The organism is Microbacterium sp. 16-032, from assembly GCF_041079455.1.
In the GTDB taxonomy this organism is placed as follows: Bacteria; Actinomycetota; Actinomycetes; order Actinomycetales; family Microbacteriaceae; genus Microbacterium; species Microbacterium testaceum_A.
Map to the genome: position 1 here is coordinate 35,110 of NZ_JBFYGQ010000005.1, position 24,150 is coordinate 59,259.

A 24,150-nucleotide genomic window follows, 5' to 3' on the forward strand; every position below is an offset into this window, starting at 1 on the left:
CGTTTGGGGCGTATCTTTGTCGCCCAGAGCGACGGGATTCGCCCCAAACCGCGTTGGGGGCTATTCGGCAGCAATTCCTCCACAAGCACGATCGTCCGACGACTGTCCCCAGAAGGGGCCGACAGACGGATGCCGTCGCCCGGCGATGCGCACACTCGGATCATGCTCGCGCTCCCTCCTCTTCTGTCATGGGAGGACCTGCGGGCTGAAGGCCTCGGACCGGTACGGACGAACCGGTTGATCAAGCAGGGCGACATGGTTCGACTCCGGCCCGGCGTCTACACCCGAATCGACCCTGCGCAGCCGCCCACTGCGGAGGAGTGGATCGTCTTACGGGCTCGAGCCCTCGCCCAGACCACCTCGGAGCCTCCGCTTTTCTCTCACCTCACCGCGGCCGCCCTACACGGGCTCCCGGTTCGGGCGCCGGCCTCGACGAAGGTCCACATCACCCTGCCGCCCGAGCGGCCCGGCGCGCAGTCGCTCGTGGTCAGGCACCGCGGCGAGGTGCCTGACGACGAGCAGGTGGAGCGCCACGGTGTCCGATTCACGAGCCTCGAGCGCACGATGGCCGACGTCGCGCGCACCGCGTCGTTCGAGACCGCGGTCTGCGCACTCGACGCTGCGTTCCGGCCGGTGACCGCCCCGGAACCCGGCGTGAACGACATCGCTGCGGCCGGCGAGCTGCGTGCGAGGGTGCTCGAGATCACGTCGCGCTCGGCCCATGGTCGCGCTCGTGCGCTCCGCGCCCTCGCCTTCGCCGATGGACGCGCCCAGCTGCCGGGAGAGAGCATCAGTCGCATCCGCCTCACGGAGCTGGGGTTCACCCGGATCGACCTCCAAGTGCCCGTCGCCGGCTCTTCCGGCCAGAACTACTACGTGGACTTCGGCCTCGACGACGCGAGGGCCTGGGGCGAGTTCGATGGTGAGAAGAAGTACCGCGACGAAGCGATGCGATCGGGTCTTTCTCTCGAAGACGTCGTGCTGCGCGAGAAGCAGCGCGAGGACTGGATCCGAGGGACCACCCAGCGGCCGTTCGCTCGGTGGAAATGGGCCCACCTCCGCTCGGCAGAGACCCTCGCCCAGCGGCTCAAGAGCTTCGGGATCCGCGCGCGCTGAGGCGGGCCCCCGTGCCCCCAGTTTGGGGCGGATCTCGCTGTTTGGGGCGAGATTTGCCCGCCCCAAAGTGCGGATCCCGCCCCACACCGAGGTTATCGGCCGTTCCCCGGCATGGCGCCGACATTCCGCACCCGGGCGTGATCACGCCGCCGGGCGTGACGGAGAAGGGTGGCGGCCGGGTTTGGGGCGAGATTTGTCAGCTGGGGCGTGAATATCACGCCCCGAGGTGCGAAATCCGCCCCAAACCGAGGAGGGCGACCCGTGCCGGGCCAGCCCCGCGTCAGCTCGGGGAGGCCGAGCGTCAGCCGTCGATCACCGCGACCAGTTCGTCCAGGAACGCGGGGAACGACACCGCGCGGCGGACGATGCGCTGCACGCTGTCGCGCTCGCTGAACACCTCGACGAACTGCTCGAACACCGTCTGGAAGGCCTCGCGGTCGGTCTCGCTGAAGGCCACGAGCGCCACGACCTGCACGCGACCCTCGCCCCATGCGATCGAGGGGTCGGCGATGCCGATGGCGATGCGGGTCTGGGTCGCCGTCATGCCCATCGCGTGAGGCACGGCGAGCGCGTCGGTGAACGCGGTGGACGAGATGGCCTCGCGCTCCACGGCCCGAGCCACGTAGGCGTCGTCGATCACGCTCTGTTCCACGAGCATCCCGCCGAGGCGTCGGATGACGCCGGCCTCGCCGTCGGCGGCATCCAGCCCCCGCACGAACGCCTCGGGCGCGAAGTACCGCTCGAGCTCGGCCCGCAGGCGCGCCAGCCGTCGACCGCGGCGGATGCGCCCGGCGGCGGCCTGGACGCGCTCGACGTCGGCGTCGGTGAGGAACGGCTGAATCCGCACGAACCGGTCGCCCGGCCGCGGCGGGTCGATGGTCGTGAGCACGAGGTCGGTCTCGATCGAATCCCACGCCGGGTCGATGCGCGTCTCGACGCCCACGACCTCGATCGCCTGGCCGAGCGAGCGGTCGACGCTCGAGCGCAGGAGCTCGTGCAGCTCGTAGTACCCGGGGCACACGATCGTCGCCGTCAGCAGTTGGTCGGCGCGGCGGCTGCGCTCGAGGCGGCCGCCGACGTGCATCGCGATGTAGGCGATCTCGTCGTCGAGGATCGGGATGCCCAGGCCGTCCTGCAGCCCCTTGGCGATGAAGACCGCGACCTCGAAGATCATCGGGTACGTCGACTTCAGCGACCGCGTCAGCGGATTGCGCGACCACGCCTGCTCACGCGAGCGGTGCAGAAGGTTCTGAACGTGCAGCGCCAGGCGCAGGATGAAGTCGTCGTGGGCGATGTCGACGAGGAACTCGGATACCGCGTTCTCGACGACCCGCCGGACGGCCACCTCGACCGCCGGGTCGAGGCGGGAGCGCACGTCGTCACCGGCCGGGGAGCCGGGTGCGACGATGCGGGTCAGCACGAGGGTCGCGAGGTGGCGCAGGTCGCCCGAGCCGAGTTGCACGCCGATGTGCTTGACCGTCAGTCGGTCGAGCAGGGCGACGACGGCGGCCGCGGCATCCGACGAATCCCCGCCCGGGGAGCCGAGGGCCCGATCGCGCGTGGTGCGGTCGGCGGCGATCGCGATGTGCATCACCACGTCGCCGATGCCGATCTCGTTGACGTAGTAGCCGAGGGCGCCGAGTTCGGCGACGAGTTCGGCTTTGAACGGGCCGAACGCGCGGGCGCCAACCGACTGCTCGCCGAGCGTGCGCCGCAGGGCGTCGAGGTCGAAGAGCCCGGCGTCCATTTCGTCGTGCGCCAGTTTCGACAGGAGCCGGCGTTGGGCGACCTCGGTTCCGCGCAGGCGGGCGGTGGATGCCGAGCGCTCGAGCGTCAGCTCCGTTCCGCCGAGCAGTCCCCGCACGCGTGAGAGATCCGCCTCGAGGGTCGCGGCGCTCACGTGCAGGGCGTCCGCCGTGTCGAAGACGTCGATGCCGTCGGCGGAATCTAGGAGTCGCCGGACGAGGGTGTGCAGGCGGTCGCGGGGGGTGCCGGCATCCGTTCCGGTCAACGCCCGAAGGGCTGCGGCGGCGTCGGACCCGGCGCGATAGCCGAGGGGCCCTGACTCGATCGCCGCTCCGCCGGGGACACGGGCGTTGATCGCCGTGACATAGGACCGGACACTGCGCGGGGTCACCCCGAGCGCGTCGGCGAGAGACGCCGCGGTCGACCATTCCCCGTCCCGCAGCAACAGGGCCAGCAGGCGGTCTTGGCGAGCCTTCGTCGTCACGATCCGTCCTCCGCACCGCCCCGGTTGGCAGCGTTCCATCCATCCTTTCACGCCCGTCCGCACCGGGCGCGGCTCGGGACGGCGCGCGCAGGAGGCGGCTGCGGCATCCGCGTTCCGGGGGGTGGGAAACGAACCTGGTTGTCCGCTGTGAGACAGGTGCGGACAATCGAGAGGAAGAAAGGCCGGTCGATGAGGATCCTCGTGGTGTGTGGAGCGGGTGCGTCGAGCACGTTCGTCGCGCAACGCGTCCGTCGTGCTGCGCACGAGAAGGGCCTGGACTACTCCGCCTCGGCGGGAACCCCGCGGTCCCTCCCGATCGACCTCGACGCCGCCGACCTCGTGCTCGTGGGTCCGCACCTCGCCCCCGAACTCGAGCGCATCCGCCTCGAGGCCGCCCCGCGCGGCGTGACCGTCGTCCTGCTGCCCGACGACGTCTTCGCCGACCAGAGCGGCACCCGAACCCTCGCCCTGGTCGAGGACGCCCTGCGTTCCGCCCAGCCCGCGGACACGATCTGAACTCGACGGAGAGGACACCCATGCCCCACCTGACACGCACCGTCCGCATCGGATCGTCGCACGGCCTGCACGCGCGCCCCGCGAAGCTCTTCGCGCAGGCGGCGAAGGACTCCGGCATCCCGGTGACCCTCGCCAAGGACGCGGGGAAGCCGATCAACGCCGCGAGCATCCTGGGGATCATCGCGCTCGGACTCGAGCAGGGCGACTACGTGACCCTCACCGCCGACGGCGACAACGCCGAGGCGACGCTGGAGCGCCTCGCGGAGCTCCTCACCACCGACCACGACGCCGAGTAAAGGAAACACAGCACCATGACGGAACTCCGTGGAGTCGGAATCGGACTGGGCGTGGCCCAGGGACCCATCGCGCGCATGGCCGAGCCCCTGCCCGCCCCGAAGGACGCCAAGAGCGAGCTGAGCGTCGACGAAGAGACGGCGCGCGTGCGCGAGGCCATCGGCGCCGTCGCCCGCGAGCTCGAAGCCCGCGGCACCCAGGCCGGCGGCGCCGCCCGCGACGTGCTCGAGGCGCAGGCGATGATCGCCGAAGACCCGACCCTCGAAGCCGAGGTCGACTCGCGCCTGGCCGCCGGCAAGACCGGCGAGTTCGCCGTGCACGACGCCTTCGCCTCGTTCCGCGAGCAGCTCGTGGCCCTCGGCGGCTACCTCGGCGAGCGCGCGGCCGACCTCGACGACGTCGCCCAGCGCGTGATCGCGCGCCTGCGCGGGGTCGCGGCCCCCGGCATCCCCGACCCCGGTCACCCCTTCGTGCTGGTCGCGAAAGATCTCGCCCCCGCCGACACCGCCCTGCTCGACCTCGACAAGGTGCTGGCCCTGGTCACGACCGAGGGCGGCCCGACCTCGCACACCGCGATCCTCGCCCGCGAGAAATCGATCGTCGCGGTCGTCGGTGCCGCCGGCGCGAAGGACCTCGTCGACGGGCAGTCGGTCATCGTCGATGCCGCCGCCGGCGTCGTGACCGTCGACCCGACCGACGACGAGAGGGCGCGGGCCGCCAACCGTGCCGAGGCGCGAGCCGCCGCGGCATCCGCCCCCCTCACCGACGGCGCCCTCGCCGACGGCACGAAGGTTCCGCTGCTGGCCAACCTCGGCAAGCCCGGTGGAGCGGACGAGGCCGTCGAGCTCGGCGCCGAGGGCGTGGGCCTCTTCCGCACCGAGTTCCTCTTCCTCAGCTCCAGCTCGGCCCCCACCGTCGAGGAGCAGCGCGCGGCATACATCGAGCTGCTCAGCGCCTTCCCCGGCAAGAAGGTCGTCGTGCGCGTACTCGACGCCGGCGCCGACAAGCCCCTGCCGTTCCTCAACGACGCGCACGAGGAGAACCCCGCGCTGGGTCTGCGAGGCCTGCGCGCCCTCCGTGCCAGCGAGGACATCCTGCGCGAGCAGCTGACGGCTCTCGCCGAAGCGGATGCCGCGACCCGGGCGTCCGAGGCCGGCCCCGCCGACCTGTGGGTCATGGCGCCCATGGTCTCGACCGTGGAGGAGACCCGGTACTTCACCGCGCTGGCGAAGGACTACGGCCTGAAGACCACCGGCGTCATGGTCGAGGTCCCCTCGTCGGCCCTCCTGGCCGACCGCATCCTCGAGATCGCCGACTTCGCCTCGATCGGCACGAACGACCTGACGCAGTACACGCTCGCCGCCGACCGCCTGCTCGGCTCGGTCGCGTCGTTCCAGGACCCGTGGCATCCGGCCGTCCTCCGCCTCATCCGCGAGGTCGGCGCCGCGGGCCGCACGCACGGCAAGCCCGTCGGCATCTGCGGCGAGGCCGCGGCCGACCCGATGCTCGCCGTCGTGCTCGTCGGGCTCGGCGCCACCACGCTGTCGATGGCCCCCACGGCTCTCGCCGACGTGCGCGCGATGCTGCTCACCCACACTCTCGACGATGCCCGCCGCATCGCCGAGGCCGCCCTGGCCGCGGATGACGCGGCCTCCGCCCGCGAGGCAGCGCAGGCCGCCTCCACCCTCGTCCACACCCCGTAAACCCCGGGGCGGTTCCGGCCGCCCCGTCGACACCGCGGCGTCAGCCGCACCCCCATACGGCCCCGGCCGTGCAGTCAGTCAAGGAGACACAGCAATGACGACGACGTCACCCACCAAGAAGCCGGGAGGGGCTCGGATCGCGGTTCAGCGATTCGGCACGTTCCTCTCCGGCATGATCATGCCGAACATCGCGGCATTCATCGCATGGGGCTTCATCACCATGCTCTTCATCCCCGCCGGATTCTTCGGTGCCAACAGCCCCTTCGGCTGGCACTGGGCCCCCGTCGCCGAGATCCTCGGCGGAGGCGGAAACGCCGCGACCATCAACTGGCCCGGGGCGATGACCGCGCTCACGGCCAATGAAGACGGCAGCACCTACCAGGGCTACGTCGGCCTGGTCAGCGTCATGATCACCTATCTGCTGCCGCTGCTGATCGCCAACACCGGTGGACGCATCGTCTACGGCGCCCGCGGTGGCGTCGTGGCGACCATCGCCGTGATGGGTGTCATCGTCGGCACCAACATCCCGATGTTCCTCGGCGCGATGATCATGGGCCCGCTCGCGGCCTGGGTCACCAAGCAGATGGACAAGCTGTGGGACGGCAAGATCCGCCCCGGCTTCGAGATGCTCGTGAACAACTTCTCCGCGGGCATCCTGGGCATGATCCTCGCGATCATCGGCTTCTTCGCCTTCGGTCCCGTGTTCCTCGGCATCAGCGCGGTCCTCGGCAGCATCGTCGCGTTCCTCGTGCAGTTCAACCTGCTGCCGGTGCTGTCGATCATCGTCGAGCCGGCCAAGGTGTTGTTCCTCAACAACGCCATCAACCACGGCGTCTTCACCCCGCTCGGCATCGAGCAGGCGGCGGAGTCGGGCAAGTCGATCCTGTTCCTCATCGAGGCGAACCCCGGCCCCGGCCTGGGTCTGCTGCTCGCCTTCACCTTCTTCGGTGTCGGTGCGGCCAAGGCCTCGGCTCCCGGCGCGATCATCATTCAGTTCCTCGGTGGCATCCACGAGATCTACTTCCCGTACGCCCTCGCGAAGCCGATGACGATCCTCGCGCTGATCGCCGGTGGCGCCTCGGGTGTCGCGACGAACATGATCTTCCAGGGCGGACTGGCCTTCCCGGCCGCACCCGGCAGCATCATCGCCGTCACCGTCGCCGCCATCGGCGCCGGTCCCGCCAACCTCCTCGTGGTCTACCTGTCGGTCGTCGTGGCCGCCGCGGTGACCTTCCTGGTGGCCGGCGTCATCCTCCGCGCCTCGCGCAAGCGCGACCAGGAGGCCGAGGGCGACAGCTTCGCCGCCGCGATCGACCAGACCGCGGCCAACAAGGGCAAGGAGTCCTCCGCCCTCGGTGCCCTCCGCACCCGTGCCGCCGGAACGACCGGCTCGGGCACGACCGAGGCGGCCGACCGCGACGTCGACGCCGCCCTCGGCGGTGCCGCCGGTGCCGTGGCGACCAAGCAGCTGAACAACATCGTGTTCGCCTGCGACGCCGGCATGGGCTCGTCTGCCATGGGCGCCAGCGTCCTGCGCAACAAGATCAAGAAGGCCGGCATCGACGGCGTCACGGTCACCAACCAGGCGATCGCGAACCTCGACGGCTCGGCCGACCTGGTCATCACCCAGAACCAGCTCACCGACCGCGCGAAGGCGCAGTCGCCTGACTCGCTCCACGTGTCGGTCGACAACTTCATGAACTCGCCGAAGTACGACGAGGTCGTGGAGATGGTGCGCGCTCAGCACGAAGCCAAGTAATCCCCTAGCACGCCAGGGGTCGGTGCGTCAGCCCGGCCCCTGGCGTCTTCCCGTCCGGCCCGCGGTTTGCGAGGCTGGACAGCACGACGAGAAAGGCGAGAACCATGTCGAACGTCCTCCGTAGCGAATCCGTCCGCATCCACCCCGGCAGCGCCACCCGCGAGGAGGCGATGAAGGAGGCCGCCGACCTGCTCCAGGCCACCGGCGCCGTCACCGCCGACTATTTCGCCGCCATGCAGCAGCGCGAAGAGACCGTGTCGACCTACATGGGCAACGAGCTCGCGATCCCGCACGGCACGAACGAGACCAAGCAGGCAATCCTCGAGTCCGGCCTGTCAGTGGTGCGGTACGACGGCGGCGTCGACTGGGGCGGGGAGCCCGTCACCTTCGTCATCGGCATCGCCGGCAAGGGTGACGAGCACCTCGAGATCCTGTCGCAGATCGCGATCCTGTTCTCCGAGGAGGACGACGTCGCGCGCTTGAAGGCCGCCTCCTCGCCCGAGGAGCTCTTCCAGGCCCTCTCGGGCTCCGTCAACGCATGAAGGCCGTCCACTTCGGCGCCGGCAACATCGGCCGGGGCTTCGTCGGTCTGCTCCTGCACGAGGGCGGGTACGACCTCGTCTTCTCCGACGTCTCGGCGGCCCTCGTCGAGGCGATCAACTCCGCGTCGTCGTACACCGTCCACGAGGTGGGCGAGGGTGGCGTCGACAAGGAGGTGACCGGCTTCCGCGCGATCGACAGCTCCGTGGATGCCGAGGCGCTCGTCGACGAGATCGCCACCGCCGACGTGGTGACCACCGCCGTCGGCCCGACGATCCTGAAGTTCGTCGCCCCGCACATCGTCGCGGGTCTCGCGCTTCGCGACCCCTCGCTCCCGCCGCTGCAGATCATGGCGTGCGAGAACGCGATCGGGGCGACCGACCAGCTGCGCGAGCACGTGGTCGAGCTCGCCGGTGAGTCCTGGGATGCCTTGGCATCCCGTTCGGTCTTCGCCAACACCGCGGTCGACCGCATCGTCCCGGCCCAGTCCGGCGGCGGCGTCGACGTCACCGTCGAGCCCTTCTACGAGTGGGCGATCGAGCGGCCGCCCTTCGGCGACAACCCCCCGCACATCCCCGGGGCGCACTTCGTCGACGACCTCGAGCCCTACATCGAGCGCAAGCTCTTCACGGTGAACACCGGGCACGCCACCACCGCGTACTTTGGTGCGCAGGCGGGCATCGAGCGCATCTCGGACGCCCTGGCGGACCCCGAGATCGCGGCGAAGGTCGAGGCCGCGCTGGAGGAGACCAGCGCCCTGCTGGTCGAGAAGCACGAGCTGGATGCCGGCGTGCAGGGCGAGTACCGCGCAACGATCCTGCGCCGCTTCCGCAACGCCGCCCTGCCCGACACCGTGTGGCGCGTGGGCCGTCAGCCGCTGCGCAAGCTCTCGCGTCACGAGCGTTTCATCGGACCCGCCGCCGAGGCCGTGGAGCGGGGGCTGCCGGTCGACGCCCTGGTCGCCGCCATGGCCGCCGCCCTCGAATTCTCGGATGCCGAGGACGCCCAGGCCGTCGACCTGCAGCGCATGCTGCGCGAGCTCGACGCCGAGGCGTTCACGGCGAAGGTCACCGACCTCGATCCGGAGCACCCGCTGTACGCGCGCATCGTCGAGATCGTCGCGGCCCGCAAGGCGGCACTGCCCGCCTGAGCCCCGCGTTACCCTCGAGAGGTGACCGACACGACCCCGTCCGACGCCGGCGGAGCGCCCCGAGCGCCCCGCCGGCGTCGTCGTCTTCTGCGCTGGATCCTCGGTGGCCTGGGCGCGATCGTGGTGCTGGTGGTGGGCGGCATCCTGATCTACAGCCAGGTGGGCGTCATGGGCGCCGAACCCGGGCCGCTGTCTGAAGCGCAGGCGAACCCCGGGCTCACCATCACCGACGACGGGTCCGGCATCGTCCTCTCCCCCACCTCGGGCGCGACCGGGCAGGGGCTCGTGTTCATCCCGGGGGCGAAGGTCGAGGCCGAGGGCTACATTGCGACCTTCGCCGACACGGTCGTCGACGACGGCGTCACCGTCGTCATCACGAAGCCCTGGCTGAACCTCGCGTTCTTCGACCCGCGTCCGCTGTCGACCTTCACGGAGCTCGCGCCCGACGTGTCGACCTGGGCGGTCGGCGGTCACTCGCTCGGCGGCGTGCGGGCCTGCCAGTTGGCATCCGACGCCGATGCCCTCGTGCTGTTCGCCTCGTACTGCGCGAACGACCTCTCGGCATCCGGTCTGCCCGTTCTGAGTCTGTCGGGTTCGGAGGACGGCCTGTCCACACCGCAGAAGATCGCGGATGCCAAGGGCGAACTCCCCGCGAACGCGACGTTCGTGGAGATCCCCGGCGCCTCGCACGCCTCGTTCGGCGCGTACGGCCCGCAGCCGGGCGACGGCACCCCGACGGCGGACCCGGCCGAGGTCGACCGCGTGATCGCCGCGCAGCTCGCCGGTTTCCTCCCCCGTCCCTGACGTGCGGGCCCGGCGGCGAGCAGTCGCGGGGCAGGCGGAGGGCGGCGCGAGCGAAACTCCTGAGAATCTCTCCGCTCAATCACCGTCGGCGGGGCAGCAGGCCCGTCTGGCGCGAACAGTCAGGAGTCTGGCACGAGCGAGGGCTGAGGCACCGGTTCCTCCCCAGCATCCGTTATCCACAGCTCGGGCCCTCGCCGCCCTGGGGCCGACCAGACCGACCAGTGTGAGCGGATGACGTCCCTTGATCCTTGGCGCGACGAGAACCGGGAGTCCGTCTGGACGACCCACGAACTTCACGCTGCCGGGTGGACGCGGCGCGCTCTCAACCGCGCCGTCGCAGACGGCGTTCTGACGCGCGTGCGGCAAGGGCGGTTCGTCGCGGCGGGCGCGCACGACGACATCGTCGCAGCGGCGCGTCTGGGTGGGCGACTGGACTGCGTCACCCTCCTGGCCCTGCGCGGGGTGTTCGTCCATCATCACTCGCACCGCCATGTGCAGCAGGACCCGCTGGCGAGCCGCCGACCTCCGGCACCCCGCGACGTCATTTACCACTGGCGTCCGTCGTCAGCGCCACGGGACCGCGCCGCGGTCGACGTCGTCGAAGCGCTCGCGCAGGCCATACGGTGCCAACCGCCACGGTCTGCGGTCGCCACGCTCGACAACGCCTGGCACCTCGGGCTCGTCGATGAAGCGGACGTCAGCGAGGTCTTCGCACGTGTCCCCCATCGATTCCACGCCCTGCGCCCACTGCTGGACTCGCGTGCCGAAGCGGGGACAGAGTCGCTGGCTCGCCTTCTTCTGCGTCAGCTCGGCTGCCGTGTCGAACTACAGGTTCAGATCGGCGGCGTGGGGCGTGTCGACCTGCTGGTCGATGGATGGCTCATCGTCGAGTGCGACAGCGAGCAGTTCCACAGCGCCTGGCTCGTTCACAAGAAGGATCGTCGCCGCGATATGGAGGCTTTGGAGCGCGGCTATGCGACGTTGCGGCTGCTCGCCGAGGACATCCTGTACCGTCCGGACCGTGTCCGCGCCGCACTCGGGCGCATCCTGGCGCACGGCGCCCCCGGGCCGAACTCCTGAGTCTTCGACCCCCACAGGACTGAGACCCGCCCGTGTGACCGCGATCACGCGCAACCGTCAGGAGTTTCGCGCGCCGCTCACTCGTGCGCCCCGCTCCTGCGTCCGACCGACGGCCACCCCGCCCGCACCGACAGCGGCGGACCCGGCGGGCAGAAACTCCTGAGAGGCGGGGCAGCCGAGGCCGACTACAGGGCCCCGGGGCCGTGTAAGAGCGCAGATCTCAGGAGTTTCGCGCGCCGTGCGCCGCTGCCACCGCGCCCTCACACGACGGCGGCGCCCACCGGACCGGTGAGCGCCGCCGAAACGAATCCGCGCGTCAGCGCTGGAAACCCTCCGAGATGATCTCGATGAGCTCCTCGCGCTCCTCCACCGGCAGGAAGGCCCCGGCGGCCGCGTTGAGCTGGAAGGCCTCGAGGTCATCGAGGTCGTACTCGAAGGCCTGAGCGAGCAGACCCAGCTCGCGCGTGAGCGTCGTCGCGCTCATCAGGCGGTTGTCGACGTTCACGGTGACCGAGAAGTCGAGCTGGTACAGCAGGTCGAACGGGTGGGCGTCCATCGTGTCGCCCCAGGCCGTGACGGCCCCGCTCTGCAAATTCGACGTCGGCGATAGCTCAAGCGTGATCTCGCGGTCGCGGACCCAGCGGGCGAGGTCGCCGAAGGTGACCTGCACCTCCTCGCCCTCGCGCGAGACGACGTCGAGATCGTTGGCGATGCGCACGCCGTGACCGAGGCGGAGCGCCCGTCCATCGAGCAGAGCGGAGCGGATGGATGCCAGTCCCGCCCCCTCCCCCGCGTGCACGGTGGTGGGGAAGAACTGCTCGGCGAGGTAGTCGAACGCCTCGCGGTGCCGCTGCGGCAGGAACCCGTCCTCGGGCCCGGCCAGATCGAAACCGACCACGCCGCGCCCCCGCCACGACACGGCCAGCTCGGCGATGTCGCGGGCGTTGTCGTTGTGCCGCAGGGCGGTGAGCAACTGCCCCACGCGAATGTCGCGACCGCGCGCGTCCGCGGCATCCTCTCCCGCTTCGATGCCCTCCTGCACGGCATCCACGACCTCGTCGAGGCTGAGCCCGCGCGTGAGGTGCTGCTCGGGCGCCCAGCGGACCTCGCCGTAGACGACGCCGTCCGCGGCGAGGTCTTCGACGAACTCCTTCGCCGTGCGCACGAGGCCCTCGCGCGTCTGCATCACGCCAACGGTGACCGAGAACTTCTCGAGGTAGTCCTCGAGAGAGCCGCCGTCGATGTGGTCCGAGAACCAGGCCTCGAGACCCTTCGCGTCGTCCGCGGGGAGGTCGAGATCGACCTCGTCGGCCAGCTCGAGGACGGTCTGCGGGCGCAGACCGCCGTCGAGGTGATCGTGCAGCGAGACCTTCGGAAGATCGCGCAGTTTCCGGCCGCCGATGCGGAGGTCGTCGGATGCCATGGTGTTCCTCTTTCCGGATGCCATCACGCGGTGATGCGCTCGCGCACAATCGGGGACGCCACGGGCGCGGTGTCACCGATCTCGAGGGCGCCCTCGACGGCGCCGAGGGCGCGTTCGAAGCGCGACTCATCGTCGGCCGACAGGGTGAACAACGGCTGACCGGCGGCGACCGTCTGACCGACGGTCACGTGCAGGTCGATACCCGCGGCGTGCACGACGGCGTCCTCGGCACGGGCGCGGCCCGCACCCAGACGCCAGGCTCCGATGCCGAAGGGCAGCGCCTCGACGCGCGTGACGACGCCCGAGCGCTCGGCCACCACCGTGTGCGTCTCGCGCGGCGTCGGGAGGGCGGCATCCGGGTCTCCGTCCTGCGCGCGGATCATGCGCTTCCAGACGTCCATCGCGCGCCCGTCCGACAGGGCCGCCTCGACGTCGGCGTCCGGCTGCCCCGCGAGGCTGAGCATCTCGCGCGCCAGAGCGACCGTGAGCTCCACGACATCGGCGGGGCCGCCACCGGCGAGCACCTCGACCGATTCGCGCACCTCGTTGGCGTTGCCGATCGCACGTCCCAACGGGGTGTTCATGTCGGTGAGCAGGGCCGTGGTGTTCACCCCCGAGTCGGTGCCGAGGGCCACCATCGTCTCGGCGAGCTCACGCGCACGGTCGATGTCCTGCATGAAGGCGCCGGAGCCGAACTTCACGTCGAGCACGAGCGAGTCGGTGCCCTCGGCGATCTTCTTCGACATGATGCTCGACGCGATCAGGGGGATCGCCTCGACGGTGCCCGTGACGTCGCGCAGCGCGTACAGCTTCTTGTCCGCGGGAGCCAGGCCCGTGCCCGCGGCGCAGATGACCGCACCCACGTCGCGCAGCTGCGCCATGATCTCGTCGTTCGACAGCGCCGCGCGCCAGCCGGGGATCGACTCGAGCTTGTCGAGCGTTCCGCCGGTGTGACCGAGACCGCGGCCCGAGAGCTGCGGGACGGCGACGCCGAACGCGGCGACGAGCGGAGCCAGCGGGAGGGTGATCTTGTCGCCCACGCCCCCGGTGGAGTGCTTGTCGACGGTGACCTTGCCGAGCGAGCCGAAGTCCATGCGCTCGCCCGAGGCGATCATCGCGTCGGTGAGCACGCGAATCTGGTCGCGGCCGAGGCCGTTCAGCAGGACCGCCATGGTGAACGCCGACATCTGCGCGTCCATGACGTACCCACGCGTGTAGGCGTCGACCAGCCAGCGGATCTCGCCCTCGGTGATGGCCCGCCCGTCGCGCTGGGCGCGGATGATGTCGACGGCGTCGTACTGCTCGGCGCTCATCGTGCCGCCTCCTCGAGGTCGCGGGGTCCGAAGGCGTCGGGGAGCACTTCGTCGATGGTCCGGATGCCGCTGACGGTCTCGAGCAGCATGCCCGGGATCGCGTGCTCGAAGAGCAGCTGACGGCAGCGACCGCACGGCATGAGCGTGCGACCTTCACCGTCGACGCAGACGAAGGCCACCAGCTGGCCGCCCCCGCTCATGTGCAGGTCGGACACCAGTCCGCACTCGGCGCACAGCGTCACGCCGTAGGAGGCGTTCTCGACGTTGCACCCCGAGACGATCCGTCCGTCGGCGACGAGCGCGGCGGCTCCCACCTTGAATCGGGAGTAGGGCGCGTAAGCGCGGTGCATGGCATCCGTGGCGGCCGAACGGAGTTCGTCCCAGTCGATGTCGGTCATCGTGGAGTGGTGGATCCTCTCGTGAAGGGAAGGGGGTCAGCCCTTGATGTAGGGCTTTCCGGCGGCCGCGGGCCCCCGGATCTGGCCGGCGAAACCCGCCACCGCGATGATCGTCACGATGTAGGGCAGCATGAGCATGAACTCGCTGGGGATCGGGGTGCGCAGCACGGTCAGCAGGTTCTGCAGGTTGGTCGCGAAGCCGAACAGCAGCGCCGCGAGCGTCGCGCGGATCGGGTCCCAGCGACCGAAGATGACGGCGGCGAGGGCGATGAAGCCCAGGCCGGCGGTCATCTCTTTGGTGAACTGCCCGACCGAGACGAGGGTGAAGTACGCCCCGCCGATGCCGGCGATGGCGCCCGCGAGCGAGACGTTCCAGAAGCGGCTCGAGTTGACCTTGATGCCGACGGTGTCGGCGGCCTGGGGGTGCTCGCCGACCGCGCGCAGACGCAGGCCCCAGCGCGTGCGGTACAGGCCCCACGCGACCACGGCGACGACGGCGTACATCAGGTAGACGATGAAGGTCTGGTTGAACAGCACCGGTCCGATGATCGGGATGTCGCCCAGCAGCGGGATCTCGATGCGGGGGAAACGCTCGGGGCGGTTCAGCACGTCTTCGTTCGGGACGAGCAGCGCACCGTAGAGGAAGCCGGTCAGACCCGTGACGAGCACGTTCAGCACGACACCGACGATCACCTGGTCGACGAGGTACTTGATCGAGAACGCCGCGAGGACGAACGCGACGAGCACGCCGCCGACCATGGCCGCGACGAGCCCGAGGAAGGGATTGCGGGTGAGGGATGCCACGAGCGCGGCGCTGAACGCTCCGAACAGGAACTGCCCCTCGATCGCGACGTTCACGACACCGACGCGCTCGCCGATCACGCCGCCCAGGGCGCCGAAGATGAGCGGGACCGAGAGCGAGAGCGCTCCGAAGAGCAGACCGGTCACGGGGACCAGTCCGTCGGCCGCGGCCCACACCAGGAACGCGAAGACGGCCAGCGCGCCGAAGGCGATCGGCAGCCAGAGCGGGGTGCGGCGGTAGCCCACGGCATCCCAGACCGACCACGCGGTGAGCAGGACCAGCAGGACGAGCACGCTCCAGCTGGTGACCGCGGTGGGAACCGCGACGCTGCCGAGGTCGATGTCGGAGGCCGGGTCGCCGAGGCGGAAGGTGCTCTGTCCGTCGCGCGGGACGAGGGCGAACAGCAGGGCGAGCAGCACGGTCACGACGGCGAGGCTCACCGCCAGCTTGATGTGGCGCACACGCACCGTGGTCAACTGGATCGCGTCATCCGCGAGATGCGTCGCGGTCATGCCGCCACCGCCTTCTTGGCCGCCTTGGCCCGGTCTTTGGCCGCGCGCTCGGCCTCGCTCTTGGGGAGGAAGAAGATCGTGCGCACCAGCGGCGGCGCCGCGATGAAGAGCACGATGAGGGCCTGCACGACGAGCACGATGTCGACCGGGATGCCCTGCGACGCCTGCATGGTGAACGAGCCCGACTTGAGGGCACCGAACAGGATGCCGGCGGCGAACACGCCCCACGGACGGCTGCGGCCGAGCAGGGCCACGGTGATGGCGTCGAAGCCGATGCCGGAGTCGATGAGACCGTCGAAGCCCGTGGTCACCGCACCCTGGATCTGGTTCATGCCGGCGAGGCCCGCGAGTCCACCGGCGAAGAGCATCGCGTAGACGTACATGCGGGGCACCGAGATGCCCGCGGCGCGCGCGGCGTGGGGGTTCTCGCCCACCGCGCGGAGGCGGAAGCCCAGGCTCGAGCGCTCCATGAGCCACCAGACGAAGACCGTCGCGGCGATCACGAAGACGAAACCGAGGTCGAGCAGCGGGAACTGGGGACCGAACAGCTCGGGGAACTGCGCGTTCGCGGGGGTGGCCGACGAGATCGGCTGGTCACCGGCCGGGCGCTGCAGCAGGCCCGGGGTGCGCACCATCCACGTCACCAGGTAGTAGGCGACGTAGTTCAGCATGATCGTGAGGATGACCTCGTGCGCGCCGGTGCGCGCCTTCAGCAGACCCACGATCCCGCCCCAGAGCGCTCCACCGGCGATACCGACGATGAGCGTCAGCGGCAGCTGGATGATCATCGGCAGGTCGAGGTTGAACGTGACGAGTCCGGCGAACGCGCACGCGATGAGGATCTGACCGCGCCCACCGATGTTGAACAGGCCGACGCGGAACGCCAGCGCGACGCCGAGACCGGCCGCGATCAGCGGAGCCGCGAACCCGAGGGTGTTCGTGAGGGGGCGGATCTGCGCACCGAAGTCGGCGACACGGGAGTTGAACACGGCACCGCGGAACAACGCCTCGTACCCGCCGTACACCGAGTTCCAGATCGCGGCCAGCATGTCGCCGGGACGCGCGAAGAAGTACGCGGACGTCGTGCGCACCTGGTCGTTGGTGGCGGCCATCAGGATGCCGCCGACGATCATCGCCGCGACGACCGCGAGCACCGTGGTGATCCACGACGAACGCAGCAGCTCGGTGAGGAACTGGTTCGTGCGGGGCGGTGCCGGCGTCTCGGCCGGGGTGTGACCGGTCAGGGGACCGGATGCGGTCGGCAGCTGCTCGGGCGGGAGACCGGGGTCCCCGTTCGCGCCCGTGCTCGGGATGTGGCCGCTCACGCTGTCTCCTCCGCGGGCTGCTCGCCCGCCATCATGAGCCCGAGGACCTCGCGCGGGGTGTTCCCCGGCACGATGCCCACGATGCCGCCGCGGTACATCACCGCGATGCGGTCGCCGAGGGCGGCGATCTCGTCGAGCTCCGTCGACACGACGATCACGGGCACGCCCGCATCGCGCGCGGCGACGATCTGCTTGTGAATGAATTCGATCGAGCCGACATCCACGCCGCGGGTGGGCTGGGCGGCGACGAACAGCTTCAGCGGACGGCTCATCTCGCGGGCGATGACGACCTTCTGCTGGTTGCCGCCCGAGAGGGTGCCGACCGGGGTGGATGCCGACTGCGTCCGGATGTCGTACTCCGCGATGCGGTCGCGGGCGAACGAGCTGAGCGCCGCGCGCTTGATCGTCCCCCCGGAAACGAAGGCCGCGTCGGAGGAGCGGTCGAGGATGAGGTTCTCGGCGACCGAGAACCCGCCGACCAGTCCGTCTTCTTTGCGGTCCTCGGGCACGAAGCCGACGCCCGCGTCGAGGATCGCGCGGACGCTCTTGCCGACGAGGTCCGTGCCGTCGAGATCGACGGTGCCGGTCACGCCGTCGGCGAGCCCGACGATGGCCTCGACGAGTTCGGTCTGGCCATTGCCCTGGACGCCCGCGATCGCGACGATCTCGCCGGGACGCACGTCGAGGTCGACGTCGTCGACGACCACGGTCCCCTCGGCGGTGACGACGCGCAGGTTCCGGATGGAAAGACCCCCGGATGCCGCCGCCTTCGGTGCGTCCTTGACCACGGTGAGCTCGACGGCACGACCGACCATGAGGGATGCCAGCTCGCCGTTGCTGGCGGTGGGCTCGGCCTCGCCGACGATCTTGCCGAGACGGACGACGGTGATGCGGTCGGCGACCTCGCGCACCTCGCGGAGCTTGTGCGTGATGAACACGATCGAGGTGCCCTCGTCGCGCAGCTGCCGCATGATGCCCATGAGCTCGTCGGTCTCCTGCGGCGTGAGGACGGCGGTGGGCTCGTCGAACACGAGCACCTTGGCATCTCGAGAGAGGGCCTTGATGATCTCGACGCGCTGCTGCACGCCCACGGGCAGGTCGCCGACGAGGGCGTCGGGGTCGACCTCGAAGCCGAAGCGCTGCGCGACGTCGCGCACGTGCTTGCGGGCCGCGTTCAGATCGAGAGCGCCGAGGGCCTTGGTGTTCTCGTGGCCGAGCATGACGTTCTCGGCCACGGTGAAGACGGGGATGAGCATGAAGTGCTGGTGCACCATGCCGATTCCCGCGGCCATGGCGTCGCCCGGGCCGCGGAAACGTTGGACGACGTCGTCCAGGAGGATCTCGCCCTCATCGGCCTGGTACAGGCCGTAGAGGACGTTCATGAGTGTGGATTTACCGGCACCGTTCTCTCCGAGGAGAGCGTGGATCTCACCAGGCTGAACGACCAGATCGATGTGGTCGTTCGCAACCAGGGACCCGAACCGCTTGGTGATGCCGCGGAGCTCGAGCTTCATGCTGTGCACCCTATTCGAAGACGTTAAGAAGACGGAAAGAAACCGCGGTCGCTCGGACTCCTGGTCCGAGCGACCGCGGTTGTGATCTCAAAGGCCCTCAGGCCCGGGGGCCGCTCGGACTCCTGGTCCGAGCGACCGCGGTTGTGATCTCAAAGGGCCTCAGGCCCGGGGGCCGCTCGGACTCCTGGTCCGAGCGACCGCGGTTGTGATCTCAAAGGGCCTCAGGCCCGGCGCCTTACGGCGAGCTGGGCGAGGTGACCTTCAGCGAACCCGAGACGATCTGCTCGCGCAGCGCCGACAGCTCGTCGGTGAGGCCGGCGGGCAGCGTGAACTTCGAGTTGAAGTCGGCCAGGCCGACGCCGTCGTTCTCGAGCGTGCCGACGTAGGGGGTCACGTCGAAGTCACCCTTGGCCGCCTGCGTGACCGAGTCGTACACGGCGGTGTCGATGCGCTTGAGGATCGAGGTCAGCACCAGGTCCGACACGTTCGGGTCGGCCTTGGCGAGGTCGGAGTCCACACCGAGCATGACGCTCTTCGAGCCGCTGTCGCGGATCGCGTCGGCGGCGCTGCTGTAGATCGGGCCACCGACGGGCAGGAGCACGTCGACACCCTGGTCGAGCAGACCCTGAGCAGCCTGCTTGGCCGCGTCGTTGGCGGCGAAGCCACCGGTGAACGAGCCGTTCTGCGCGGCGACGTCCCAGCCGAAGGTCTGGACGCTGGCGCTCTTGTCCTCGTCGTACTTCTTGACGCCGTCGACGAAGCCGTCCATGAAGATGGTGACGGGCGGGATCGGGATGCCACCGACGGTGCCGACCTTGTTCACGCCGTTCTCAGCCGAGTAGGCGGCGGCGGCGTAGCCACCGAGGTAGGCGGCCTGGACGGTGTCGAACAGCAGCGGCTTGATGTTCGGGGCGTCGGTCTTGCCGTCGTTGTCGGTGTCGGCACGGTCGTCGATGATCGCGTACTGCAGGTTCGGGTTGGCCTTGGCCGAAGCGACGGTGTCGGCACTGAGCTTGAAGCCCACCGCGACGATGAACGTGCAACCCTCGGCGACGAGGTTCTCGAGGTTCGGGGCGTAGTCGTTCGCCGAGCTGGACTCGACCTCGATCGCCTTGACGCCGAGCTCGCTCGCCGCCTTGTCGATGCCTTCCTTGGCCGACTGGTTGAACGAGCGGTCGTTCCACCCACCGTCATCCGAGATGATGCAGGGGGTGAAGCCCTCGACGATGTCTCCCCCGGCAGCAGCGGTCGAGCCGTTGCTTTCGGGCGCAGCGCCGCAACCGGCGAGCAGCACGGCGGCGCCGAGCATGGCGAGACCGCTGACGACGGCCTTCTTCGTGGTCTTCACGAATGGTCCTCCAAGACGGATGCCCCCAACGGGTTTGAGGGACGATCCCGTCACGTTACCTACTGTGTCGCCGCGCTTGTGCGCCGGGAGCCCCCGCGCGCGGCAATGGTTACAAAGACGCAATCTCGCGTCACGCCACCGCCACACACCCGGACACGCACGAGACCGGATACCACGAGGTGTGGCATCCGGTCTCAGAGGCGATCAGGGGGCGGGCGCCTAGAGGACGTCCCCGCGACCGGTCAGCTTGAGCGCGTCGACGACGCCCTTCACCCGCTGGGCGTTCTCGCTCGTGGTGACCAGCAGCGCGTCGGGGGTGTCGACAACGACGATGTCGCGCACGCCGATGAGGCTGATCACGCGCTTGGTCTGCGAGACGACGATGCCGCTGGAAGCGTCGGAGAGGACGCGGGCGTCCTCACCCAGGATCGCGAGCTCATTGCGCCCCCCGGAGGAGTTGAGCTTCGACAGGCTCGCGAAGTCGCCCACGTCGTCCCAGTCGAAGTGGCCGGGGATGACCGCGAGGCGTCCCTTCTCTGCGGCGGGCTCTGCGACGGAGTAGTCGATGGCGATCTTCTTCAGACCCGGCCAGATGCGGTCGACGGCGGGGCCGCGACGGTCGCGGTCGTCCCAGGCCTCGGCCAGTTCGAGCAGGCCCGCGTGCAGCTCGGGCTCGTTGACGGCGAGTTCGGCGAGGAGCACGTCGGCACGCGTGATGAACATGCCCGCGTTCCAGAGGTAGGCGCGGTCGGCGAAGTACTCCTTCGCGGTGTCCAGGTCGGGCTTCTCGACGAAGCGCTCCACCATGTACGCCTCGGGAGCACCGTCGACGATGAGCTCGCCCGCCTGCTTGATGTAGCCGAACCCGACCGACGCTTCGGCGGGCTGGATGCCGATCGTGCAGATGTACCCCTCGCGGGCGACCGCGACGGCCTGACGCACGGCGAACTCGAACTGCCGGGTCTGACGGATGACGTGGTCGGCTGCGAACGAACCGATGATGACGTCGGGCTCTCGGCGGACGAGGATCGCCGCGGCGAGGCCGATGGCCGCCGAAGAGTCACGGGGCTCCGACTCGAGGAACACGTTGTGGTCGGGGACCCCCGGGAGTTCCCGCTCGACGGCCGCCCGGTGCGCGCGGCCGGTGACGACCGCGATGCGCCCCTCGCCGGACAGTGGGGCGAGCCGGTCCCACGTGTCGCGCAGCAACGTCTGGCCCGAACCGGTCAGATCGTGGAGGAATTTGGGAGCGTCGGCACGGGAGAGAGGCCAGAGGCGGCTGCCGATCCCTCCGGCGGGGATCACGGCGTAGAAGTCGTCGATAGCGGGGTCTGCCATGGCTCCGACCCTAGCGGTCGCGCCTGCGAACGCACGGGAGGTCGAGGCGGCGTCCACGGAGGGGTGAACGGCATCCGATTTATCTCGATGTCGAGAGAGTGTTAGGCGACCCTCATCCCCGCCGTTCATAGCCCGGCCGTAGTATTCAAGGGCGCCCGTGTGACGCTCGGGGCCCGTGCGAGGCCCCACACCGTGTTCGATCAGGGAGGACGACCGTGTCAGCACCAGCACGTGCCACGCCGTCGGTGAAAGAGACCACTTCGAAGAGGCCCCGCGGCACTCTGTACCGGGGCCGCGAAGGAATGTGGTCGTGGGTGCTTCACCGCATCACCGGTGTCGCCATCTTCTTCTTCCTCCTGGTGCACATCCTCGACACGGCGCTCATCCGCGTCTCGCCCGAGGCCTACGACGCCGTCATCGGCACCTACAAGAACCCGATCATGGGTCTCGGCGAGGTGGCCCTGGTCGGCGCGATCGCGTACCACGCGTTCAACGGCCTGCGCATCATCCTCGTGGACTTCTGGCCCTGGGCCACGCGCCACCAGCGTCAGCTGTGGTGGGGCGTTCTGGGCCTGTGGGTCGTCACGATGCTCGGGTTCACCCCGCGCCACCTGATCAACGTCTTCAGCGCCGTCACCGGGAGCCACTGATGTCCGTCGCCCAAGAAGCCGCCACGATCCCCGCCCCCCGCACGCCCAGCGTGCGCAAGAAGGGCTCCAACCTCGAGAAGTGGGGTTGGATCTACATGCGCGCCTCCGGCGTGCTGCTGATCGTCCTGATCTTCGGCCACCTCTTCGTCAACCTGATGACGGGCGAGGGCATCCACCAGATCGACTTCGCGTTCGTCGCCGGCAAGCTCGCCTCGCCGTTCTGGCAGTGGTGGGACGTGCTGATGCTCTGGCTCGCCCTCATCCACGGCGCCAACGGCATGCGCACGATCGTCAACGACTACGTCGGCAACGCCACCGTCCGCAAGATCCTCGTCGGATCGCTGTGGGTGTCGGCCGGATTTCTCATCCTGCTCGGCACGCTCGTCGTCTTCACCTTCGACCCCTGCCTCGGTGTGACCGAGAGCAGCTCCCTGTGGGACGTGTGCCAGGCGGCGTGAGCCGGCGGCATCCCTTCTCTCCCCTGACAGCAGAGGTATTGCACACGTGAGCACTCAGACCAGTTCGGACTCGATCGTCAAGGACGGCGTCCACTACCACCAGTTCGACGTCGTCATCGTCGGCGCCGGCGGCGCGGGCATGCGCGCGGCCATCGAGGCCGGACCCGGCGCGAAGACCGCCGTCATCTCGAAGCTCTACCCCACGCGATCGCACACCGGTGCGGCGCAGGGTGGCATGGCCGCCGCGCTGGCCAACGTCGAAGAGGACTCCTGGGAGTGGCACACCTTCGACACCATCAAGGGCGGCGACTACCTCGTCGACCAGGATGCCGCGGAGATCCTCGCCAAAGAGGCCATCGACGCCGTCATCGACCTCGAGAACATGGGCCTGCCGTTCAACCGCACGCCCGAGGGCAAGATCGACCAGCGTCGCTTCGGCGGGCACACCGCCGACCACGGCAAGACGCCCGTGCGCCGCGCCTGCTACGCCGCTGACCGCACCGGCCACATGATCCTGCAGACGCTGTTCCAGAACTGCGTCAAGCTCGGCATCAACTTCTTCAACGAGTTCTACGTGCTCGACCTCATCACGGTGAAGGACGCCGCCGGCAAGACCCAGGTCGCCGGTGTCGTCGCCTACGACCTGGCCACCGGCGAACTGCACGTCTTCCAGTCCAAGGCCGTCGTCTTCGCGACCGGTGGATTCGGCAAGATCTTCAAGACCACCTCCAACGCCCACACCCTCACCGGTGACGGCGTCGGCATCGTGTGGCGCAAGGGTCTGCCTCTCGAGGACATGGAGTTCTTCCAGTTCCACCCGACCGGTCTCGCCGGTCTCGGCATCCTCCTCACCGAGGGTGCCCGCGGTGAGGGCGCGATCTTGCGCAACGCGAGCGGTGAGCGCTTCATGGAGCGCTACGCCCCCACCATCAAGGACCTCGCTCCTCGCGACATCGTCGCCCGCTGCATGGTGCAAGAGGTGGCCGAGGGCCGAGGCGCCGGTCCCCACCGCGACTACGTGCTGCTGGACTGCACGCACCTGGGCGCCGAGGTCCTCGAGACCAAGCTCCCCGACATTACCGAGTTCGCCCGCACGTACCTGGGCGTCGACCCGGTGGTCGAGCCGGTGCCGGTCATGCCGACCGCGCACTACGCGATGGGCGGCATCCCCACCAACATCAAGGCCGAGGTCCTCGCCGACAACGACACCGTCGTCCCGGGCCTGTACGCCGCCGGTGAGTGCGCGTGCGTCTCGGTGCACGGCTCGAACCGCCTCGGCACCAACTCGCTGCTCGACATCAACGTGTTCGGCAAGCGCGCCGGCCGCAACGCCGTCGAGTACGTCAAGACCGCCGACTTCGTGCCGCTTCCCGAAGACCCCGCCGCCGAGGTGCGCGGGCTCATCGAGGGTCTGCGCAACAACAGCGGCACCGAGCGCATCGCGGTGCTCCGCAAGACGCTGCAGGACGAGATGGACAAGGGCGCGCAGGTCTTCCGCACGCACGAGTCGCTGGCCCACGTCATGGACGTGATCGCCGACCTGCGCGAGCGCTACAAGAACATCCACGTCGACGACAAGGGCAAGCGCTTCAACACCGACCTGCTCGAGGCCGTGGAGCTGGGCTTCCTGCTCGACCTCGCCGAGGTCGTCGTCTACTCCGCGCAGAACCGCGAAGAGAGCCGTGGCGGTCACATGCGCGACGACTTCCCCACGCGCGACGACGAGAACTACATGCAGCACACCATGGCGTACCTGTCGGGCGACCCCCACTCGTCGCACCCCGCCGATCACATCGAACTCGGCTGGAAGCCCGTGGTGTTCACCAAGAACGAGGCCGGGGAGCTGCGCTACCCGCCGCTGGAGAGGAAGTACTGAG

The 24,150-nt window shown here is 69.5% G+C and carries 21 protein-coding genes; 12 read left to right on the forward strand and 9 right to left on the reverse strand.

Annotated features, from left to right (window positions below; genetic code table 11):
• The first annotated feature begins 255 nt into the window (after positions 1-255).
• A complete protein-coding gene (locus AB6V31_RS11435; RefSeq protein WP_369365754.1) occupies positions 256-1,116 on the forward strand; it encodes a hypothetical protein in 861 nt (286 codons plus the stop codon).
• A gap of 301 nt (positions 1,117-1,417) precedes the next feature.
• Here AB6V31_RS11435 and AB6V31_RS11440 read toward each other — a convergent pair whose 3' ends face one another.
• A complete protein-coding gene (locus tag AB6V31_RS11440; RefSeq protein WP_369365756.1) occupies positions 1,418-3,346 on the reverse strand; it encodes a transcription antiterminator in 1,929 nt (642 codons plus the stop codon).
• A gap of 189 nt (positions 3,347-3,535) precedes the next feature.
• On the opposite strand from AB6V31_RS11440, the gene AB6V31_RS11445 reads away from it, so the two are divergent.
• From AB6V31_RS11445 to AB6V31_RS11480, 8 genes are all read left to right on the forward strand, one after another.
• Positions 3,536-3,862: a PTS sugar transporter subunit IIB gene (locus AB6V31_RS11445; RefSeq protein WP_369365758.1), complete on the forward strand. Its 327-nt coding sequence runs from the start codon at positions 3,536-3,538 to the stop codon at positions 3,860-3,862.
• 20 nt (positions 3,863-3,882) lie between these two features.
• Positions 3,883-4,158 carry an HPr family phosphocarrier protein gene (locus tag AB6V31_RS11450; protein ID WP_056226762.1) on the forward strand — a complete coding sequence of 92 codons (276 nt, stop codon included), beginning with the start codon at positions 3,883-3,885 and terminating at the stop codon, positions 4,156-4,158.
• A 15-nt stretch (positions 4,159-4,173) separates the two neighbouring features.
• Positions 4,174-5,859 (forward strand): phosphoenolpyruvate--protein phosphotransferase, encoded by a 1,686-nt coding sequence (gene ptsP / locus AB6V31_RS11455; protein WP_369365760.1) that lies wholly within the window; start codon positions 4,174-4,176, stop codon positions 5,857-5,859.
• A gap of 94 nt (positions 5,860-5,953) precedes the next feature.
• Positions 5,954-7,618 (forward strand): PTS mannitol transporter subunit IICB, encoded by a 1,665-nt coding sequence (locus tag AB6V31_RS11460; protein WP_056226760.1) that lies wholly within the window; start codon positions 5,954-5,956, stop codon positions 7,616-7,618.
• A gap of 104 nt (positions 7,619-7,722) precedes the next feature.
• Positions 7,723-8,160, forward strand: coding sequence for a PTS sugar transporter subunit IIA (locus tag AB6V31_RS11465; RefSeq protein WP_056226758.1), 438 nt, complete (start codon positions 7,723-7,725; stop codon positions 8,158-8,160).
• Positions 8,157-9,308 carry a mannitol-1-phosphate 5-dehydrogenase gene (locus AB6V31_RS11470; protein WP_369365761.1) on the forward strand — a complete coding sequence of 384 codons (1,152 nt, stop codon included), beginning with the start codon at positions 8,157-8,159 and terminating at the stop codon, positions 9,306-9,308. Before AB6V31_RS11465 ends, AB6V31_RS11470 begins: the two co-directional genes overlap by 4 nt.
• Before the next feature lie 21 nt (positions 9,309-9,329).
• A complete protein-coding gene (locus AB6V31_RS11475) occupies positions 9,330-10,112 on the forward strand; it encodes an alpha/beta hydrolase (RefSeq protein ID WP_369365763.1) in 783 nt (260 codons plus the stop codon).
• Positions 10,113-10,343: 231 nt separating this feature from the next.
• Complete coding sequence (locus AB6V31_RS11480) at positions 10,344-11,192, forward strand: hypothetical protein (RefSeq protein WP_369365765.1); 849 nt, start codon at positions 10,344-10,346, stop codon at positions 11,190-11,192.
• Between the two features lie 316 nt (positions 11,193-11,508).
• On the opposite strand, the gene AB6V31_RS11485 is transcribed toward AB6V31_RS11480, so the two are convergent.
• The 8 genes from AB6V31_RS11485 to AB6V31_RS11520 all read right to left on the reverse strand — a co-directional run bounded on the left by AB6V31_RS11485 (position 11,509) and on the right by AB6V31_RS11520 (position 21,165).
• Positions 11,509-12,615 (reverse strand): adenosine deaminase, encoded by a 1,107-nt coding sequence (locus tag AB6V31_RS11485; RefSeq protein ID WP_056226753.1) that lies wholly within the window; start codon positions 12,613-12,615, stop codon positions 11,509-11,511.
• Positions 12,616-12,638: 23 nt separating this feature from the next.
• Positions 12,639-13,928: a thymidine phosphorylase gene (locus AB6V31_RS11490; protein ID WP_369365767.1), complete on the reverse strand. Its 1,290-nt coding sequence runs from the start codon at positions 13,926-13,928 to the stop codon at positions 12,639-12,641.
• On the reverse strand, positions 13,925-14,326 hold the full coding sequence (locus AB6V31_RS11495; RefSeq protein ID WP_013583709.1) for a cytidine deaminase: 402 nt from the start codon (positions 14,324-14,326) through the stop codon (positions 13,925-13,927). Before AB6V31_RS11495 ends, AB6V31_RS11490 begins: the two co-directional genes overlap by 4 nt.
• 36 nt (positions 14,327-14,362) lie before the next feature.
• Positions 14,363-15,640 carry an ABC transporter permease gene (locus AB6V31_RS11500; protein WP_056226749.1) on the reverse strand — a complete coding sequence of 426 codons (1,278 nt, stop codon included), beginning with the start codon at positions 15,638-15,640 and terminating at the stop codon, positions 14,363-14,365.
• Positions 15,637-16,965 carry an ABC transporter permease gene (locus AB6V31_RS11505; protein WP_074694074.1) on the reverse strand — a complete coding sequence of 443 codons (1,329 nt, stop codon included), beginning with the start codon at positions 16,963-16,965 and terminating at the stop codon, positions 15,637-15,639. Before AB6V31_RS11505 ends, AB6V31_RS11500 begins: the two co-directional genes overlap by 4 nt.
• Positions 16,962-18,479 carry an ABC transporter ATP-binding protein gene (locus tag AB6V31_RS11510; protein ID WP_295842185.1) on the reverse strand — a complete coding sequence of 506 codons (1,518 nt, stop codon included), beginning with the start codon at positions 18,477-18,479 and terminating at the stop codon, positions 16,962-16,964. Before AB6V31_RS11510 ends, AB6V31_RS11505 begins: the two co-directional genes overlap by 4 nt.
• Positions 18,480-18,714: 235 nt before the next feature.
• Entirely contained in the window at positions 18,715-19,788 is a 1,074-nt protein-coding gene (locus AB6V31_RS11515) for a BMP family protein (RefSeq protein ID WP_056228365.1), read from the reverse strand.
• Positions 19,789-20,046: 258 nt separating this feature from the next.
• Entirely contained in the window at positions 20,047-21,165 is a 1,119-nt protein-coding gene (locus AB6V31_RS11520; RefSeq protein ID WP_144782427.1) for a mannose-1-phosphate guanylyltransferase, read from the reverse strand.
• Between the two features lie 215 nt (positions 21,166-21,380).
• Between AB6V31_RS11520 and sdhC the strand changes: the two genes are divergently transcribed.
• Genes sdhC through sdhA form a run of 3 tightly spaced genes read left to right on the forward strand, consistent with a single transcriptional unit; the run spans position 21,381 to position 24,149 of the window.
• Positions 21,381-21,815, forward strand: coding sequence for a succinate dehydrogenase, cytochrome b556 subunit (gene sdhC / locus AB6V31_RS11525; protein ID WP_013583715.1), 435 nt, complete (start codon positions 21,381-21,383; stop codon positions 21,813-21,815).
• Entirely contained in the window at positions 21,815-22,273 is a 459-nt protein-coding gene (locus tag AB6V31_RS11530) for a succinate dehydrogenase hydrophobic membrane anchor subunit (protein ID WP_056226744.1), read from the forward strand. The genes sdhC and AB6V31_RS11530 overlap by 1 nt, the downstream gene beginning before the upstream one ends.
• 46 nt (positions 22,274-22,319) lie before the next feature.
• Entirely contained in the window at positions 22,320-24,149 is a 1,830-nt protein-coding gene (sdhA, locus tag AB6V31_RS11535; RefSeq protein WP_074694072.1) for a succinate dehydrogenase flavoprotein subunit, read from the forward strand.
• The last annotated feature ends 1 nt before the right edge of the window (position 24,150 follow it).